Origin of the sequence: uncultured Limosilactobacillus sp., assembly GCF_934202235.1 — a bacterium.
Classification (GTDB): Bacteria; Bacillota; Bacilli; order Lactobacillales; family Lactobacillaceae; genus Limosilactobacillus.
Genome location: NZ_CAKPXS010000037.1, coordinates 1 through 17,132, shown reverse-complemented (window position 1 = coordinate 17,132; position 17,132 = coordinate 1). Strand labels below are relative to the sequence as shown.

Sequence of the window (17,132 nt, the reverse complement as noted above, 5' to 3'; positions counted from 1 at the left end):
GGCCCGTTCTGGTGTGCACAAAGGGCGTCAAATAACTGGTCCGCAGCTTCTTCCATTGTGGCCCGTTCATCAACCAGCGGGCGGTAATGAAAAGCCCTACCCTGCCGACTAGTGGTAACAAACCCCTTCTTGACTAACCGTCGCAGGAGCGTCTTCACCGTGGCTGCCTGCCAGCCAGTACTTTCCGCCAGTAGGTGGGTTAGCTCCGTACTCGTCACGTCGCCGCGGGTCCAAACAACCCGCATTACCTGCCATTCCGCCGGCGAAATCATTAGTTCATTTGCTGCCATTGTCAGCCCTCCCCTTCTTTTCTATTTAATAGTTTACAACTGTCAACCTAAATTAGCAAGCAATTGTCGCTGTAATAAAAGGCCGTTAACGTTTGACCCTCGTCAACCCGTTAACGGTCGCGTTATTTTAATGTGATTAACGAATATGGAGCCGGTCGCGCAAGACACCAACACGCGGGCCCAGCAGCCGGTCCGCTAAGCGAAACTTCAGGCTGAGATAAGCGTAGATGCCCCCACCAAGGAAAACACCAACCACCATCGTTAGTGCTGCCGTAAAACGGCCGTAGGGACTGGTAAAGAGATTCATCACCATCACGAAGGCGGCCGTCACGGCATACATTACCAGTGAAAACATCAGGATTTGGTTGGTATCCCTGGCCATTCGATGAAATGGCAGGCGGAATTCCTCGTTGAAGGAGTGCAAGATCAGGTAATTAATTACAGTCATGGATACGCCGGTCGCTAACAACGGCCCAACACCCTTGAACAGCCAAATCAGTGGAAATTGGAGAAGCAGCTTAATTCCTAGCCCGATCACCAAGTACTTCATCATTCGCATATTTTCCGAAATCCCTTGCATCATTGCGGCAGCAACGGTGTAAAGGCCTAGGGCAATCGAAATATAGGCAGCAAACTTCAACATCGTCACCCCCGCGGGATCGTAACGGTAAAAGACCGTGTAAATGGGTTGGGCCAGTGCTGACAATCCCAGTGACGCCGGAATCATCACGAAGTAAAACAACATCAAAATGCTCGAAATTTGCTCCCGCATCCCCTGCTGGTCGTCTTGAACCCGGGCTTCCGCTAGTAACGGAATAGCCGTAACCGCCATGGCCGATGCTAACGAAATGACAATCATGTACAGTTTGTTGGCGTTAAAACTAAAGAGGGCGTACAAAACATCTAACTGGTAGTGAGTAAAGTGGCCGACTGCCCTCATCATCGGGTCAAAGGTATACTGGTCGACCAGTTGAAAAATTATAATGCCAGACTCGATAATAATGAAGGGGATGGCCTGGTAGACAATATCTAAAATCAGTCGAAAGGCCGAGACATCCTGAGTTAATGGCTCCGCCCGGTCACTCATTTCCTTCATTTCACCCAGGTGGCGTAGGTAGGACCAACCGAGGACAGCCACACTGCCAATCGCCCCAATAAAGGCGGCAAAGGTGGACTGAGTAACGGCATGAACCCAGTTACCTGAACCCAACTTCATAATTAAGTAAGTTGCCGACAGCATATAAATTACCCGGAAAAGCTGTTCAACAAATTGCGACATGGCTGATGGCGCCATCCAGCTGTACCCCTGCAGGTAGCCCCGGGTAATACTCATCCATGGAATAACCAGGATGGCCCAGGAAAGTGACCGAATCACCGGCGTGACCGTCTTATCACCCTTGGCAAAAAGCGGGGCGCCCACCATCATGATAGCGGCACAAATGACACCGGAAATAATGGCCACCGTAATCCCGGCGCGGTAAAGTTTCCGGCTCATGTTAGTCTGGTTTAACCCGTTGTAGTGGGCCACCATTTTTGAAATTGCTGACGGAATTCCCGCTGTGGCAATAGTAATAAAGATACTGTAAATGTTGTACCCCTGGGCATAGGCCGCATTGGCCTGGTTGCTATAGATTCCAAACCAGGTGACCCACGGGATGATATAGATTGCCCCGAGGATTCGCGAGGTAATGCTGCCGGCAGTCATCCACGCCGAACCAGTAATCATTTTTTGCTTGGCATTCTGCTGACCACTTTGGCCACTGCCAGTTTGATTTGCCATCTTCAAAACTCCCTCATGTAAAGTCGACCCGTCTATTTTACCCTGGTCGGTTCAGCACTGCAACGGCTTAATACTGGTCCAAGTCAACGGTAATTTCGTTAACTTGCCCTTCCGGGTGGTTCGCCGCCACCTGAGCGAGTGGACTGGGCGTTGGCACTTCTTCATAGTGGGTCTGCCGGTCAATGATCACCATCGCCAGTGCTAACTGGGCATTGCTGATTGCCGCCTGCTTGTTCTCCCCGTGAGCAAAAGCATCTGGCAAGTCCGGAAAATCAACCCGCAGTCCCTGCTGAGTCTTAGTGATCACTGCCGGATATGTTACTTCATTCATTTCGCACCTCTGTTATTTTTCTGCTGATTATAACGCGTCACTCGCGGCGGCGAACCTCGTTTTCTCAAACTTATCCGCAATTTAAAAAGACGACTGCCAGCTGACAGTCATCTTTTATCGTTAACCACTACTTGGCAACAATGTTAATAATCTTGTTGGGAACGACAATCACCCGCTTGATGTCCTTGCCATCGACGAACTTCTTGACGTGTTCGTTGGCGAGTGCCAGCTTTTGGAGGGCATCACGGTCACTGTCCTTTTCGACCTGCAGCTTAGCCCGAAGTTTACCGTTAACCTGGACCATCATTTCAATCGTGCTGGACTGCAGTGCTGATTCGTCATACTTTGGCCATGGCTGGTAAGTAATGGTGTCGCTTTCGTGGAAGTGGCTCCATAATTCTTCCGCCAGGTGCGGCATGATTGGTGCCAACATCTTGACAAAGCCTTCCATGTATTCAACCGGCAAGTCATCCACCTTGTAGGCTTCGTTCACAAAGACCATCAACTGTGAGATTGCCGTGTTGAAGTGCAGCCGTTCGTAATCATCCGTTACCTTTTTGACGGTTTGGTTGTAGACCGCGGTCAGCTTGCCATCGTTGAAGGTAGAAACACGGTCACGCAAGTGGTTGTTGTCATCCATCAAGAGGCGCCATACCCGGTGTACCCACTTGTTTGCCCCGTGAAGACCCTTCGGATCCCACGGCACAGATTCAGTCAATGGGCCCATGAACATTTCGTAGAGCCGTAGGGTATCCGCCCCGTACTGGTCGACAATTTCGTCCGGGTTGACGACGTTGCCCTTCGACTTACTCATCTTTTCGTGGTTTTCGCCAAGGATCATCCCCTGGTTAACCAGCTTCATAAACGGTTCTGGTGTTGGTACCAGGCCCAAGTCGTACAGGACCTTGTGCCAGAAACGGGCGTAAAGCAAGTGCAGAACGGCGTGTTCAGAACCACCGACGTAGAGGTCAACCGGTGACCAGTAGTCCAGGGCTTCTTTTGAAGCAAAGACCTGGTCATTGTGCGGGTCACAGTAACGCAACCAGTACCATGAGGATCCGGCCCATTGCGGCATCGTATTGGTTTCCCGCAGCCCGTGGCGACCATTTTTATCATAAACGTTGACCCAGTCCTTGACGTTTGCCAGTGGACTCTCCCCGGTCCCCGATGGTTTAATGTCATCGGTATCTGGCAGTCTTACTGGCAATTGATCTTCTGGGACCAGTGAAGTTGTCCCGTCGTCCCAGTGAATCACCGGAATTGGTTCACCCCAGTAACGCTGGCGGCTGAAGATCCAATCACGCAGCTTGTAATTCACCTTGGCCTTCCCAGCATGGTGCTCTTCCAGCCAGTCAATCATCTTCTTAATAGCTGCCTTGTTGTCTAGGCCGTCAACTAGTGGTGAATTAACATGTTCTCCACTCCCGGTGTATGGCTTTTCTTCAACGTTGCCACCGGCAATTACTTCCTTAATTGGCAGACCAAACTTCTTGGCAAATTCCCAGTCACGTTCATCGTGGGCCGGAACTGCCATAATCGCGCCCGTTCCGTATGACGGAAGGACGTAGTCACCAATCCAAATCGGCAGCTTTTCGCCACTAACCGGGTTGATAGCGTAAGCACCAGTGAAGACACCGGTCTTTTCCTTGCTGTCGTCAGTCCGTTCACGTTCAGACCGCCGTGCGGCCTGTTCCTGGTAAGCCTTGACTGCAGCCTGCTGGTCAGCAGTAGTAATCTTGTTGACCAGTTCATGCTCCGGTGACAAGACAATATAGCTGGCACCGTAGAGGGTATCCGGCCGGGTGGAGTAAACGGTAATCACTTGCCCGTCATGACCATCAACCGCAAAACGGATTTCGGCCCCTTCCGAACGGCCAATCCAGTTGCGTTGCATTTCCTTAATGTTTTCCGGCCAGTCAACCAGGTCGAGGTCCTTAATCAGCCGGTCAGCGTAGGCGGTAATCTTCAAAACCCACTGCTTCATCGGTTTTCGGTAAACCGGGTAGCCACCACGCTTAGTCTTGCCGTCAACGACTTCTTCGTTGGCCACCACTGTACCGCCCATAAAGTCAGGAGCCCAGTTAACTTCAATTTCGTCTTCGTAGGCTAAGCCCTTCTTGTAAAGCTGCTCAAAGATCCACTGCGTCCACTTGTAGTATTCCGGATCAGTGGTGTTGACTTCCCGTGACCAGTCGTAAGAAAAGCCCAGTGACTGGATCTGATCGCGGAAGTGGTTGATGTTTTTGTCGGTAAAGCCCTTCGGATTATGGCCCGTCTTCAGTGCGTATTGTTCAGCTGGCAGACCAAAAGCGTCAAAGCCCATCGGGTGAAGGACGTTAAAGCCCTGCATCCGCTTCATCCGGGCCACCGCATCGGTCGCGGTGTAGCCCTCGGGGTGACCAACGTGGAGGCCTTGTCCTGACGGGTAAGGGAACATATCCAAGACGTAGTACTTCTTTTGATCCTTATTAAGCGTCGCCTTAAAGGTCTGGTTTTTCTTCCAGAATTTCTGCCACTTTTTTTCGATTGTCGAATGATCGTAAGCCATTAATTCATCGCTCCTTTTCTTCGTACCAACAAAAAAGCCCCATCGAGCATTGCTGCTCAACAGGACGATTTTTCGCGGTACCACCTATCTTTCCCGCACTGCGGGACACTCTCCGGCGATAACGCAACCAGCGTCGCCGCTTACTGTGCTTCAGCGGCAATTTGACCAAGCCAGTTCAAAAAGACCCATTCCACGTTCTCACCAACCACGCGGTCGCTGATAATGAGTGATTTCCTACTATCTCTCGGTAATAAAGTGGCTATATTCTAGCAACTTTTTGTTCACAATTCAACTCCTGAGCACCAACTAGCCCAGAATCTTTTGTAATTCTGCAACCTTGTCCAGTTGTTCCCATGGCAAGGAAATATCGTCGCGGCCAAAGTGACCATAAGCGGCGGTTTGCCGGTAAATTGGCCGCTTGAGGTCAAGCATCTTAATAATCCCGGCAGGACGAAGGTCAAAGACCTTCCGAACCGCAGCGATCATTTCAGATTCACTCTTCGTCCCGGTCCCGTAAGTATCGATCCGGATAGAAACCGGCTGGGCAACCCCGATGGCGTAGGCAACTTGAATTTCGGCCTTCTTCGCGTAGCCAGCCGCTACCAGGTTCTTCGCGATATAGCGAGCGGCATAACTAGCCGAGCGGTCCACCTTCGTGGCATCCTTGCCAGAAAAGGCCCCGCCACCATGGTGGGCAGCTCCACCGTACGTGTCAACGATCACCTTGCGCCCGGTAAGCCCGGCATCCCCCTGGGGACCACCAATAACGAAGCGGCCAGTCGGGTTAATCAGATAGCGGGTCTGGTCATCCAGCAGTTCAGCCGGGATGACTTTCTTGATCAACTGCTCCTTAACATCTTGGTGCAACTGTTCCTGGCTCACTTCCGGGTCATGCTGGGTACTGAGGACTACCGTGTCCACCCGCACCGGCTTATCATGTTCATCGTATTCAACCGTCACTTCAGCCTTGGCATCTGGACGCAGGTACGGCAGTTGACCGCTCTTGCGCAGCTGGGCCTGCTTTTGCATTAAGTGGTGGCTCAGTACTAATGATAATGGCATGTATTCCGGCGTCTCGTCGGTCGCATAACCAAACATCAGTCCCTGGTCGCCAGCGCCAATCTTATCCAAGACGTCGTCATCATTTTCATCTCGGCTTTCCAATGCCGCATCAACCCCCTGTGCAATATCAGGTGACTGTTCGTCTAATGCGACCAGGACTGCACAGGTCTTGCCATCGAAACCGAACTTCGCATCCGTGTAGCCCAGTGACAGGATCGTCTGCCGAACCACTTTTTGGACGTTAACATGCGCCTTAGTGGAAACTTCCCCAAAAACGAGGACCAGACCAGTTGTGACTGACGTTTCAATCGCACAACGCGAATCCGGGTCCTGTGCTAGCATCGCGTCCAGCAGCGAGTCAGAAATCTGGTCGGCAATCTTATCCGGGTGTCCCTCAGAAACCGATTCCGAAGTAAACAAGTGTCGTTCTTTCATCTTCAATAATTCCCCCATTAGTTCTGCATTAATTGCGTAGATAGTCGGTTACAAGGCATCTTCGTGTGACCACGAATCCTATCGGGAATTTGCTTCATAACGATGAAAATATTATCACAATCCTCTCATCAAACGCAACCTCATCCTCGCCATAACTGCTATAATAGGGCCTTAGAATACCAATAAAGGAGCTTCCTTAACATGAACAAACTAGCCGCGCAGTGGCGGGCCATCGACTGGCCATTAATTATTCCCAACGTGGTCGTTCAAATGATCTGCTGGTCATACGTCCCCCTGTCTTATGCCGTGGGGGTCAGCACGACGTCATTTAAGATCCACCTAGCTCCGCTCTTTCTCTACGAGCTACTCGCCGCCTTTACCATTGTCATGATGTATGAGCACCACCTCCGCTCGGCACTCAACCTGCCCGTCTTGGTGGCAACCATCGTGTTATCCTTCAGTGGCCTCTGGCACGGTAACGTGTTACTGGTCGCCCTCTTGGTGCTTTTTCCGGTAACGATGCTGCTCATCCAACTCGGATTGCTGGACGCCCCCGCTGAAACGGGATTAATTGCCTACAGCATTACCTTCTGTTTTAGTATTCCGATTGCTCTGGTGCGTTTGACCACTGGCTTTGTTGCCGGCTCGTACCTGAAAGAACTGCTTCCCCTCTTTGCCATCGTCTTGTTCTACCAAACTGTTCCCTTCGTTAGTCGTCGCAGCCGGCGGATGATTGACCAGCTCCTCACCGGTGGACTGGCTATTGCTTGCCTCTGTCTCCGTTCCCTAAAATTACCAGTAATTATTGCTGTGATCATCATCGTCGTCAGCTGGTTCGTGATGCAGCAACGAGGTGACCTGGATAAGCAGATGGCCGTCGTATCCTTCACCGAAATGCTGGTCATTATCCTAACCTACTGGAGCTAGGTTAACTAAATAATAATAAAAAGGCGCTGTTTCAAACAGCGTCTTTTTATTATCTTCTTGTTTTTCATCATTACTTTTTGCCAAACTTGTTCCAGGCTGGTAGTTCAGCGCCCTTACTCGTTTGGTTGATGACCTTCTTGGTTGCTTCAGTCTGGTAAGCCTTCACAACCTTCTTGTAAGTCGGGTCATTTTTCTTGCTGCTCTTAGCAGCGATCACGTTAACGTATGGCTTAATCTGCTTGTTAAGCTTTTCGCGAATCAGGGCGTCCTTAGCCGGCTTCAGACCAGCATCGGCAGCCACCCCACCGTTAATTACTGATGCTTCGACGGAACGCAGTGAACGGGCAGTTTGCGACGCATCGAGCGTCTTAATCTTCAAATGCTTTTTATTGCTAGTAATGTCGCTCGGCGTTGGCGTGTTGCTGGAGTTATTCTTAACTTTAATTAAACCCGCATTCTGCAGCAAGAGCAGGGCCCGGCCTTCATTGGTGGCGTCGTTAGGAATAGCGATGGTGGAGCCCTTCTTAATTGCCTTAATCGACTTCACTTTCTTCGAGTAAACTCCCAGCGGTGAAACGATGGTATTACCAATACTTACCAGGTGCGTGTGGTGTTCCTTATTGTAGTTATCCAGGAAAATCTTGGTTTGAAAGGCATTCAGATCAAGATCGCCGTTGGCCAGCGCCTTGTTAGGCTGGTTGTAATCGGAAAAAGTAACAATCTTCAGGTTAATCCCCTGCTTTTTCAGCCGGGAAGCTACGTTTTTCCAGACCGGCGTTTCGTTAGAACCAGTCAGCCCAATCTTGACCGTCTTGTCAGCGGCATGGGCAACTTCCTGGTGGTCCAAACTAAAAACGGCAGTCAAGCCAGCAACAGCCACAAAGGTGGCAGCACCTAATAATAACTTTTTAAACTTCATATTGATGATCCCCTCTCGTAATTAATGACTAAGCTTCTTGATGATTAAGTTGCAAATCAGTTGACTGATCAATACCAGCAGTAAGATCAGCAACGTCGCGACGATGGTAATATCGTTTTCAAAACGGTTGTAACCCTGAGAAATAGCCAGGTCACCAAGGCCACCACCACCGACCGCGCCGGCCATCGCCGTCAGGCTAATCAGGCTGATAATTGTCAGTGCTGATACCCTGACAATACTGATCAGGCCCTCACGCAGGTAAACACGGAAAATAATACCCATCCGGCTAATCCCCATTGCTTGGGCAGCCTCGACCACGCCAGGATCAACTTCTAGCAGGGCCGTTTCGATTTGCCGCCCATAAAACGGAATCACACAAACAACCAGCGGCACCAAGGCGGCTTTTGACCCAATAGTCGTCCCAACAATGTGCTGGGTGACCGTTGCCAGTAGTGCTAGCAGGATAATGAACGGGATCGCCCGGACAATGTTGACGACCTTATCGAGCACCTGGAAGAAGGGCTTGTTTTGGTAAAGTCCTCCCGGCCGGGTCACTACTAACAAGACACCGACCAGCAACCCGATAATCCCGGCAACCAGTGACGTCCACAGGGTCATGTACAGGGTCTGTCCCGTCGCTGTCACGAAGCTTTGCGGATCCGCTGCTACGTTCGGTAAATACGTTGCGATAAAACTTGCCATATTATCACTCTCCTTCCAGCTGGTGGTCACTCGTGCTTAATGATAATTCAGTCACGTGAACCCCCTGCTTCTTTAGGTAATCAATGCTGGCTTGTCGCTTCGTGGAATCGCCACGGAGACTGATGATCAAGTTTCCCAGCGGGACGTCTTGAATCAGGTCAACGTTTCCGTAAAGGATGTTGGCAACCACGCCAAAGTTGCTAAACAGCGAGGCAATCAGCGGCTGGTCGGTGTTAGTACCGTTATAAGTCAGCTGCAGCAATTGTTCGTCATTGCCCAAGTGGAAACGGTCGCTTTGTCGCAGGGTCGTTAAGGCCTCGTCAACGTGGCTCGCCACCCGGATGAATTCCTGGGTCAGCTTTTCTTGCGGTTCACTGAAGATCTGGGCTGCGGATCCTTGCTCAATCACCCGACCGTATTCCATCACCGCCACCTTATTGCAGACCGCCTTAACGGCTTCCATCTGGTGGGTAATGAGGACGATGGTCAGCCCCAGCTGCTTATTCAGTTTTTTCAGCAAGCGCAAAATTTGGAGGGTCGTCTTCGGATCCAACGCGCTTGTGGCTTCGTCACTAAGGAGGATTTGCGGATCGTTGGCCAGCGCCCGGGCAATCGCGACCCGCTGTTTTTGACCACCTGAGAGCTGGCTCGGGTAGACTTTTTCCTTATCAGCGAGACCAACAAGTGCTAATAGTTCTCTGACCTTTTTCCTAATCTCCTGCTTGGACTTGCCGGTGTGGCGGAGCGGAAACGCAACGTTATCGAAGATCGTAAGGCTCTCCAGTAAGTTGAAGTGTTGGAAAATCATCCCAATCTTCCGCCGGTGCTGACGAAGTTCCTTTTCCGATAACTTTGTGAAGTCCGTCCCGTTGACCAGGACGTGCCCGCCGGTTGGTTCCTGCAGGAGGTTGATGGTTCGGACCAGGGTGCTTTTTCCGGCCCCGGAATAACCGACAATTCCATAGATATCTTGGTCTTCAATTGTCAGGCTGACGTTTTTGACGGCTCGCACTTCTTTGCCGCTGTCGTGGAACGTCACACTGACATCCTTAAAATCGATCATCATCCAAACCTCTTTCATTACAAATCCAAAGAAAAATCCCTGCTGCTTCAACGCTTGAAACAACAGGGACGTTAATTAACGTGTTACCACCCATTTTCACTGCTTGTCTCTCGGCAAACAGCCTTCACCAGTTCACAACTCAGTCGCAAACCGTTGAGCAATAATGGGCTCTCCCATGCGCGGTTTGCAATTGCTCACCACGCTGCCTGCTCCCAGACCATCTTCATCTTTCCATTCCGTGCACTTTTTCATCGACCGCGCTTTCTGTTAACGGTTTGTGAAAGATTACTCATCTGTTCTCAGCAAACTTTAATATTTGATTGATGCTATAATAGCGAATCTTGAAAATGATGTCAACACTTTTTTGAATTTTTCTGCTGACGAACATCGATCATTCCACTAGCACACAAGAAGCTCATTGCCACCACCGGACCGACACCACTAAAACCATCACGGTGCAGTTGCTGGCTGACCCTTTTCGACAAGACTGTCTGTGGCGGGAGGTCTTCACCCTCGCCAACCGGTGACGGTTGCGGGATGTTATCAACCAGCTGCCAACAATATTCAGCAAAACCGATTCTCCGTTGCCGTTTGATTTGTTGAGCTGCCTGGGCGTTATGGATAGTCGCCAAAATCTTTCGCTGGTTGCGAATAATTGAGCGGTTCCTCATCAACCGTAAGAAGTCATCGTGGTCCATTGCGGCCACCCGGTTAATCTGGAAGTCAGCAAACGCCCGCCGCAGGGCCGCTCTTTTCTGCCAAACGCCATTCCAGCTCAGCCCCGCCTGAAAAATTTCCAAGGAAAATAACTCAAAGAGCTGGTGGTCATTGTGAAGCGGGAACCCCCAGTAATGGTCGTAGTATTCTCTCATCTTATCGTTTTGTTCCGCCCATGTGGGCCGCTTTTTGCTTGTCATTGTTTTCACCCCTCACTAAGAGGTACGGCAGTAAGAACTAGTTATTACCTTTTTTCTTGGCCGTATCGTCACGTAGTAATAAAGCCATTACCAAACCGATGACGGCAACCACCACCATCATGATGAACACCAGGTGGTAGCCATGCAGGTTAGCAGATAATGATGATACTCCCCGCCGTTCAGCGCTCTTCGTTGCCGCTGTCAGGACAATTGTTGCGACGGCAACCCCGGTAGAGCCAAAGACCTGGCGAATGGTAGTAATAACGGCCGTGCCGTGGGAAACAAGTTCATCCGGCAATGAGTTGGCCCCCATTGTTACCGCCGGCATCATGACAAAGGCGTTGCCACCCTCGATCACCATTGCACAAAGAATCATCACCAGCAAACTTTGCGAACTGACCAAAAACATCGCTCCCAGCCAGCCGCAAATGATCATGACCATCCCCAGCAGCATCGTTGGCTTGTAGCCTAATCGGTCGGCGAGCCACCCAGTGACCGGGTTCAGCAAGCTCAGCAGAACTGCCCCCGGCACTAACGACATCCCGGAAGCAAATGGCGAGAGTTTGAGCACTCCCTGGTAGTACAAGGGAAAGATAATGGTCGTGACAATTAAGGCCACATAGGACAACGCCGTTAGCATAATTGCCAAATCATAATTAAAGGTTTTCAGGACACGCAGCTCCAATAGCGGCGTCTGGAGGTGAAATTGCCGGGCCACGAACCAAACTAGCATAAGCACGCTGACAACCAAAATGATCGTTGCCAGTCCCCAGTCAACTTGTTGCTTGCCCACCTTGTTAATCACGTACATCACGCCAATCAACCCTAGTGAAAGGATAACGGACAACCAGTCCAAACCCGTTTGGTGCCGCACCATCACGTCGCGGATTGCGCCGAGCGCACCGACAGCAAAAATGACGGTAATCACAATCATGAAGAAGATAAACAGACTCTTCCAGGTAAAGAACTTGAGGACAATGCCGGATACAATCGGTCCAACAGCAAGGGCTGAACCCATGACTAAACCGGCAACCCCCATTGTCAGGCCACGCTCTTCTTCCGGTGTAATCGTCAACAAGACGGATTGGTAAGACGGAAAAAGAACCCCGACGGCAAAGGCCTGCATTACCCGGCCCACCATCATGAACCAGAAGCCGTTAATCCCCCAGCCGGCCGGCGTCATCACAATCATCAACGAACCAACGTCGAAAAGGACCAGGTCGGCTAAATAAAGCGTCCGAAAACTAATGTTATTAAGCAGCCAGGGACTAATTGGCATGCTGACACACATTACCAGCATGAACCCCGTGGTCAGCCATTGGACAGTGGACGCCGGGATGTTGAAAGCCTGCATCAGTGTTGGGTAGGCAGTCGACAGGGATGACTGGCTAATCGACATGGTAAAAGTACCCAGCAGCAGGGTCAGAATAAACCAAAAACGGCTATACTGGCGGCCGTTTTGATCAATACTTCTTGTCATCAAATCAACCTCTATTCTTTCTTATCTAGACTCTTTTTTGCGACTTGATTATAACTGCTCTACCTTAGAGGGTCAAGACGTAGCAATTGCATAATTGGCGGATCGTGCTACAATAAAGTCAGTTTATAATAATTATAAGGGAGGTATTTTCATGGCTGAAAACGAATATCAATTAGCAGTTGCCAGACTCCGGGATAATCACGTCCGGCTGACTCCGCAGCGAAAAACTATCCTTCGCTACCTGATCAGCCACCATACCCACCCGACGGTTGAAATGATTTATGAAGACCTGAAAAACGAGGTTGATAACATCAGCCTGGCAACAATCTACAACACGCTGAAAGTCCTGGTCGACTACAAACTGGTAATTGAGTTAAAAACCGGTGACGGTAGCGCCCACTACGACTACTTCGGGCGACCACACTTTCACGTAGTCTGCGATAATTGCGGCAAGATTACCGACGTGTTTGACAATGAGTTTGCGACGCTTAACCGCCAGTTGCAAGACATTGCCAGAAAAAGTAGCGGCTACTTAATTACCCAAAGCGATATTGAAGTCCACGGGCTCTGCCCTGACTGCCAATACAAATTAGGGCTCAAACAATAATAAGGCAAGTCATGACAGTAATTTAATGCTAAATGACTTAAACATAACTAAAAAAGCTGGTTTAACGACCAGCTTTTTTTGTTATAAATTCTTTTTCGAAAGTGAGACGACCGTGAGCAGTGCAATCACCGCCACTGACACGACCAGCGGCCAGAAAGTGTCGGGGCTCAGACAAAGGATGACGGCAACCGCCGCCAGAAACAGCAACACTAACCAATCAGAATACGGTGCTGCCGGCATCCCCACTGATTGCGGGTTGAGTTGCCGGTATTTCAGGTGAGTACAAATGAGCAACCCCCAAATAAAGAGAAAACTGGTCGTCGCCACACTGGATACCAGCGTAAAGACGCTGCTAGGTAACAAGTAATTAAGCAGTGCCGACAAGGCAATGATGGCCGCCGAAAAGATAATCGCCGTTGCTGGAACATTGTGACTAGATAACTGACTGATCCGGCGGACTAGTGGTCGCCGAGAATCTGCCGTCAGCTCTGCCAGCATCCGGCCAGTCGTGTACAACGAACTATTGCATGACGAAGCCGCCGCGGTAATCACCACGAAGTTAATGATGCTAGCCGCTCCCCGGATACCAATATCGTCAAAGACGGTGACAAAGGGACTGGCACTCGGTGACAATTTTTGCCAAGGATAAATGCACATGATCACCAGCAGCGATCCAATGTAAAACAGGAGGATCCGCAGGGGAATGCTATTAATGGCCTTGGGAAGCACTTGCCGCGGGTTGGCCGTTTCAGCAGCCGTCATTCCGACCATCTCAATTCCCGCAAAGGCAAAGACGACCATTTGAAAAGACATCAAAAAGCCCTTCATCCCCCGCGGAAAGAAACCGCCAAAGGCCACCAGGTTTTTCGGGCTGGTAACATAGCCGGCTGGTGACTTAAACTGCAGAAACATCAACACAATGCCAATTGCGATCAGGGCAACGATTGCCACGATTTTTATCATGGCAAACCAAAACTCGACTTCCCCAAAGGCTGAGACGGTAATCAAGTTGACACAGACGAGCACCACAAGGGTAATTAACCCTGGTACCCACTGCGGACAGTGTGGCAACCATAACTGAATATAAAGACCAATTGCCGTGATTTCCGCCATGGCAATTGTGATCCAGCACAGCCAGTAAACCCAGCCAGCCACAAAACTTACCCGTTCACCAAGATATTCGCGAATTGGCTCAATAAACGACCGGTAACCGAGGTTCGACAGCAATAACTCCCCCATCGCTCTCATCAGCAGGAAACACATAATCCCGGTGATTAAATAAGCGAGAACAATCGATGGCCCCGCTACATGAATTGATTTTCCGGCCCCCAAAAAGAGCCCAGTCCCAATGGTCCCACCGATAGCAATCAATTGAACGTGGCGATTCTTTAAGCCCCGTTCCATCTTTTGTGGTTGCTGGTTGGTTTCATTCATAACACCATTTCCTTTGCCATTTTTTCCTTATTAAATTTTCATTTTAACACATCTTGGTAACCATCGTGGAAAAGATCACAAAGATTGATCAAACTGCACTTCACCACCGCCAGTGAGCAGAAAATCTGGTAAACTGGTCAGGAGGTGAAAATATGATTTCAAACGAACAACGTGCCCACGAAATTGCGCTGGCATTAATGGCCAAGAATGTCCAGGGTGGCGACCCGATCAAAGCTTATCAAGTTTATATTAACTACTTACTTCCAATTCTCAAACAAATCGACCAGGACTTCCCGCGGGGAATCGCTGAACACCCTAATGGCCAACCAGCCACCAATGAAGATGCTAACTAACAACAGCTGCTAGCAACAAGCTAGCAGCTGCTATTTTATTTTATGCTGGTCAATTCCCGGTACTCGCTGTGGCTCAACTTGGCCGTTGTCCGAATCAGCCCGGCATCAATATATAATTCCCGGTTATCATAAACTGTTAATTTAGTTACTTTGCCATTCTCACGCCACTGATAAACGTACCTCACTGCGGCGTTTCGCGGCCGGGGAGAAAACAACCGCTCTGCTTGACCACCACTATCACCGATAACCCTGCCCAAGCGATTTAAATCATGTCGGTCACCAGGTAAGGAGTAATGCCTTACCAATGACCCCTGCCGGTTATAAATCCAGGCTTCTCGTTGTCGCGGCAAGTTATTCTTAACGAGACCGATAATCAGCAAAACGAACAGTCCACTGGCAATTACCCATTTGATTTTTCCGATAATTGTCACCACCTTAAAAGTTTGACAATTATCTTATCAAAAAACGGGGGGGTAGCAAGACGAACTACGAGCCCCTGATTACCGAACTACCGGGTCCTCGGCAGCCGCCAATGCGGCAACATTAGCGGGCTTAAAATAAACCCGTTCAGCGTTGTTAGCCATGATGTCTTCTTGCTCGCTGGCCGTCAACCAACCACCATCACTTAACCAGGTCGACAGGTGGTGGTAGGAATTAAAAGTCGCTGACCACGGTGAATCTGTCCCCCAGATAAGCCGTTTACTGCCCAGGATCTTCAAGGCCAGCCGGACATCCTTCTGGCAACGGAGAAATGTCGACTGCTCATCCCCCTGTTCACCCTCAATATCCTGAATAGCGGACAAATCAGTGTAAATATTAGGCAACTTTTGCCACTGCTCCAGAGCGTTGGTCAGCCGGTCCAGGTGGTCACAGTTAGGAAATGACAGGTGGCAGACGACAAAGTCTAACTGCGGGTAAGTCTGCGCAAGGTGAGTAATGGCTTCCGGCTGGTAACTATCCTGGTCAGCGCTGCCGTAGTCGACAGTCACCACCATTCCGGGATAATCAGCTAAGTAATGAAACAGGCGGCCACACGCTGGCGACTGGTCTAACCGAAAAGCACGGTGATAGCCGTGAAGACCCCCGCCCTGGGAAATTTCAAATTTAATCACCCGCACTCCCAGTTGATCGACATACCGTTTGGCAATCGTCATTGCCTGGTCCATCAAGGGGTCAACAGCAAATGATGTCATCAACCGGTGAGGATATTCCTTGGCAACCTGCCAGGAATAATAGTTTTGATAACCATTGAGGCTTCCCTGGAGCAAAACCGCTTTGTCAATTTGGTTACGATCCATGACTTTGAGTGCCGTGGCAGCTAAAAACTGGTCGTCACCCCAGCCATCGGGAATTAGCTTAATGACTTCACCATCGTCCCAAATGGCCTTCCCGTGACCCAGTGGCGTTAAACGGCCCTTACCATTAAGTCCCGCGAGGCTGCGGACTAAGTGTAAATGTGCATCAATCTTTTTCATTGGCCTTCCCTCCTGGAGTCATTATATCCTTCAGCCACTCACGAAAAAAGACCGACAGTTGCCTGACGGTCCTCTTAGTTATTCAATGCTAATTAATCAATCTCAATCCGGTTACCATTATCGCCACTGAGGGTCAGCTTTGGCAAAGTGAGGATCAAAACCCCGTCGGTATACTTGGCGTTAACCTTATCAATGTCCACATCTGGCAGACGGTACTGACGACTAAGTTGCCCATACCGACGCTCACTGTGAAGAACGTTACCTTCCTGGTCTGATTCGTCATCAAACGTGTCGCGGTGCCCGGTAATCGTCAAGATGTTGTTATTGTAGCTAATATGGATATCCTTCTTATTAAAGCCTGGCATATCAACCTTAACCCGGTATTCCTTGTCAGTTTCAGCAATATCAGTCTTCATATAACTCGGAGTTTCATCAAAGAAGCCTGGGTTCATCCAGTTACGAACGTTCATCATATCATCAAAAAAGTTCTTCCGCCGTTCAATTTCATTAGCCATCTTAAATGCTTCCTTTCCACTCAACTTGATTACACCTATATCCTAACCCAATTTACGAAAGAGGCAAGACTTTTTTAGCACTATTAGTGGTAGAGTGCTAAAAGGCGTTTGACTATTATTGACCAAGCTTAACTGACGCTTACTGCGCCAAAGAGTTCCCTGGTCGCTTTCTTTTCCCCTTTCATTCGCCAACTAAGTCAACTTTTTTGTTACACATGATCGTTATTTCATGTGTCTGCTAAAGAAAAAAGCCACGGCCACCTGAAGTGCCCTACAATTGTTAGACAAAATTGT

General features: G+C 49.7%; 17 protein-coding genes, 1 riboswitch and 1 other annotated feature. Of the genes, 3 read left to right on the top strand and 14 right to left on the bottom strand.

Annotated features, from left to right (window positions below; all coding sequences use genetic code 11):
- The 5 genes from Q0E49_RS06130 to metK form a co-directional block, all read right to left on the bottom strand.
- Positions 1-290 (bottom strand): BlaI/MecI/CopY family transcriptional regulator (locus tag Q0E49_RS06130; RefSeq protein WP_295747100.1); only part of this gene is annotated, 290 nt, incomplete at its 3' end.
- A 136-nt stretch (positions 291-426) separates the two neighbouring features.
- On the bottom strand, positions 427-2,070 hold the full coding sequence (locus Q0E49_RS06125; RefSeq protein WP_295747098.1) for a polysaccharide biosynthesis protein: 1,644 nt from the start codon (positions 2,068-2,070) through the stop codon (positions 427-429).
- 67 nt (positions 2,071-2,137) lie between these two features.
- Positions 2,138-2,401, bottom strand: coding sequence for a type II toxin-antitoxin system HicB family antitoxin (locus tag Q0E49_RS06120; RefSeq protein ID WP_295747096.1), 264 nt, complete (start codon positions 2,399-2,401; stop codon positions 2,138-2,140).
- 127 nt (positions 2,402-2,528) lie between these two features.
- Entirely contained in the window at positions 2,529-4,949 is a 2,421-nt protein-coding gene (leuS, locus tag Q0E49_RS06115; protein WP_295747094.1) for a leucine--tRNA ligase, read from the bottom strand.
- Positions 4,950-5,006: 57 nt separating this feature from the next.
- Positions 5,007-5,210 (bottom strand) — a binding site (T-box leader).
- A 45-nt stretch (positions 5,211-5,255) separates the two neighbouring features.
- Complete coding sequence (gene metK / locus Q0E49_RS06110; RefSeq protein ID WP_295747092.1) at positions 5,256-6,446, bottom strand: methionine adenosyltransferase; 1,191 nt, start codon at positions 6,444-6,446, stop codon at positions 5,256-5,258.
- Positions 6,444-6,551, bottom strand: a riboswitch (SMK box riboswitch). Its footprint overlaps the gene before it by 3 nt.
- Before the next feature lie 96 nt (positions 6,552-6,647).
- Here metK and Q0E49_RS06105 point away from each other — a divergent pair.
- Positions 6,648-7,373 carry a hypothetical protein gene (locus Q0E49_RS06105; RefSeq protein WP_295747090.1) on the top strand — a complete coding sequence of 242 codons (726 nt, stop codon included), beginning with the start codon at positions 6,648-6,650 and terminating at the stop codon, positions 7,371-7,373.
- Between the two features lie 70 nt (positions 7,374-7,443).
- Here the strand turns inward: Q0E49_RS06105 and Q0E49_RS06100 are convergent, their stop codons facing one another.
- The 5 genes from Q0E49_RS06100 to Q0E49_RS06080 all read right to left on the bottom strand — a co-directional run bounded on the left by Q0E49_RS06100 (position 7,444) and on the right by Q0E49_RS06080 (position 12,454).
- Positions 7,444-8,292: a MetQ/NlpA family ABC transporter substrate-binding protein gene (locus Q0E49_RS06100; protein WP_295747088.1), complete on the bottom strand. Its 849-nt coding sequence runs from the start codon at positions 8,290-8,292 to the stop codon at positions 7,444-7,446.
- Positions 8,293-8,313: 21 nt separating this feature from the next.
- Complete coding sequence (locus Q0E49_RS06095) at positions 8,314-8,994, bottom strand: methionine ABC transporter permease (RefSeq protein WP_295747086.1); 681 nt, start codon at positions 8,992-8,994, stop codon at positions 8,314-8,316.
- 4 nt (positions 8,995-8,998) lie between these two features.
- Complete coding sequence (locus Q0E49_RS06090; protein WP_295747102.1) at positions 8,999-10,057, bottom strand: ATP-binding cassette domain-containing protein; 1,059 nt, start codon at positions 10,055-10,057, stop codon at positions 8,999-9,001.
- Between the two features lie 353 nt (positions 10,058-10,410).
- Positions 10,411-10,974, bottom strand: a complete 564-nt coding sequence (locus tag Q0E49_RS06085; protein ID WP_295747085.1) for a DNA-3-methyladenine glycosylase I — start codon at positions 10,972-10,974, stop codon at positions 10,411-10,413.
- A gap of 37 nt (positions 10,975-11,011) precedes the next feature.
- Positions 11,012-12,454 (bottom strand): MFS transporter, encoded by a 1,443-nt coding sequence (locus Q0E49_RS06080; protein WP_295747083.1) that lies wholly within the window; start codon positions 12,452-12,454, stop codon positions 11,012-11,014.
- A gap of 151 nt (positions 12,455-12,605) precedes the next feature.
- Here Q0E49_RS06080 and Q0E49_RS06075 point away from each other — a divergent pair, with 151 nt between their 5' ends.
- Positions 12,606-13,061, top strand: coding sequence for a Fur family transcriptional regulator (locus Q0E49_RS06075; RefSeq protein WP_295747081.1), 456 nt, complete (start codon positions 12,606-12,608; stop codon positions 13,059-13,061).
- 81 nt (positions 13,062-13,142) lie between these two features.
- Here Q0E49_RS06075 and Q0E49_RS06070 read toward each other — a convergent pair whose 3' ends face one another.
- Positions 13,143-14,495: an amino acid permease gene (locus tag Q0E49_RS06070; protein WP_295747079.1), complete on the bottom strand. Its 1,353-nt coding sequence runs from the start codon at positions 14,493-14,495 to the stop codon at positions 13,143-13,145.
- Positions 14,496-14,647: 152 nt separating this feature from the next.
- Here Q0E49_RS06070 and Q0E49_RS06065 point away from each other — a divergent pair, with 152 nt between their 5' ends.
- Positions 14,648-14,848, top strand: coding sequence for a hypothetical protein (locus tag Q0E49_RS06065; protein ID WP_295747077.1), 201 nt, complete (start codon positions 14,648-14,650; stop codon positions 14,846-14,848).
- Positions 14,849-14,883: 35 nt separating this feature from the next.
- Here Q0E49_RS06065 and Q0E49_RS06060 read toward each other — a convergent pair whose 3' ends face one another.
- The 3 genes from Q0E49_RS06060 to Q0E49_RS06050 form a co-directional block, all read right to left on the bottom strand.
- A complete protein-coding gene (locus Q0E49_RS06060) occupies positions 14,884-15,279 on the bottom strand; it encodes a hypothetical protein (protein ID WP_295747075.1) in 396 nt (131 codons plus the stop codon).
- A gap of 69 nt (positions 15,280-15,348) precedes the next feature.
- Positions 15,349-16,323: an amidohydrolase family protein gene (locus Q0E49_RS06055; protein ID WP_295747073.1), complete on the bottom strand. Its 975-nt coding sequence runs from the start codon at positions 16,321-16,323 to the stop codon at positions 15,349-15,351.
- A 92-nt stretch (positions 16,324-16,415) separates the two neighbouring features.
- Entirely contained in the window at positions 16,416-16,838 is a 423-nt protein-coding gene (locus Q0E49_RS06050) for an Hsp20/alpha crystallin family protein (RefSeq protein WP_295747071.1), read from the bottom strand.
- Between the last annotated feature and the right edge of the window lie 294 nt (positions 16,839-17,132).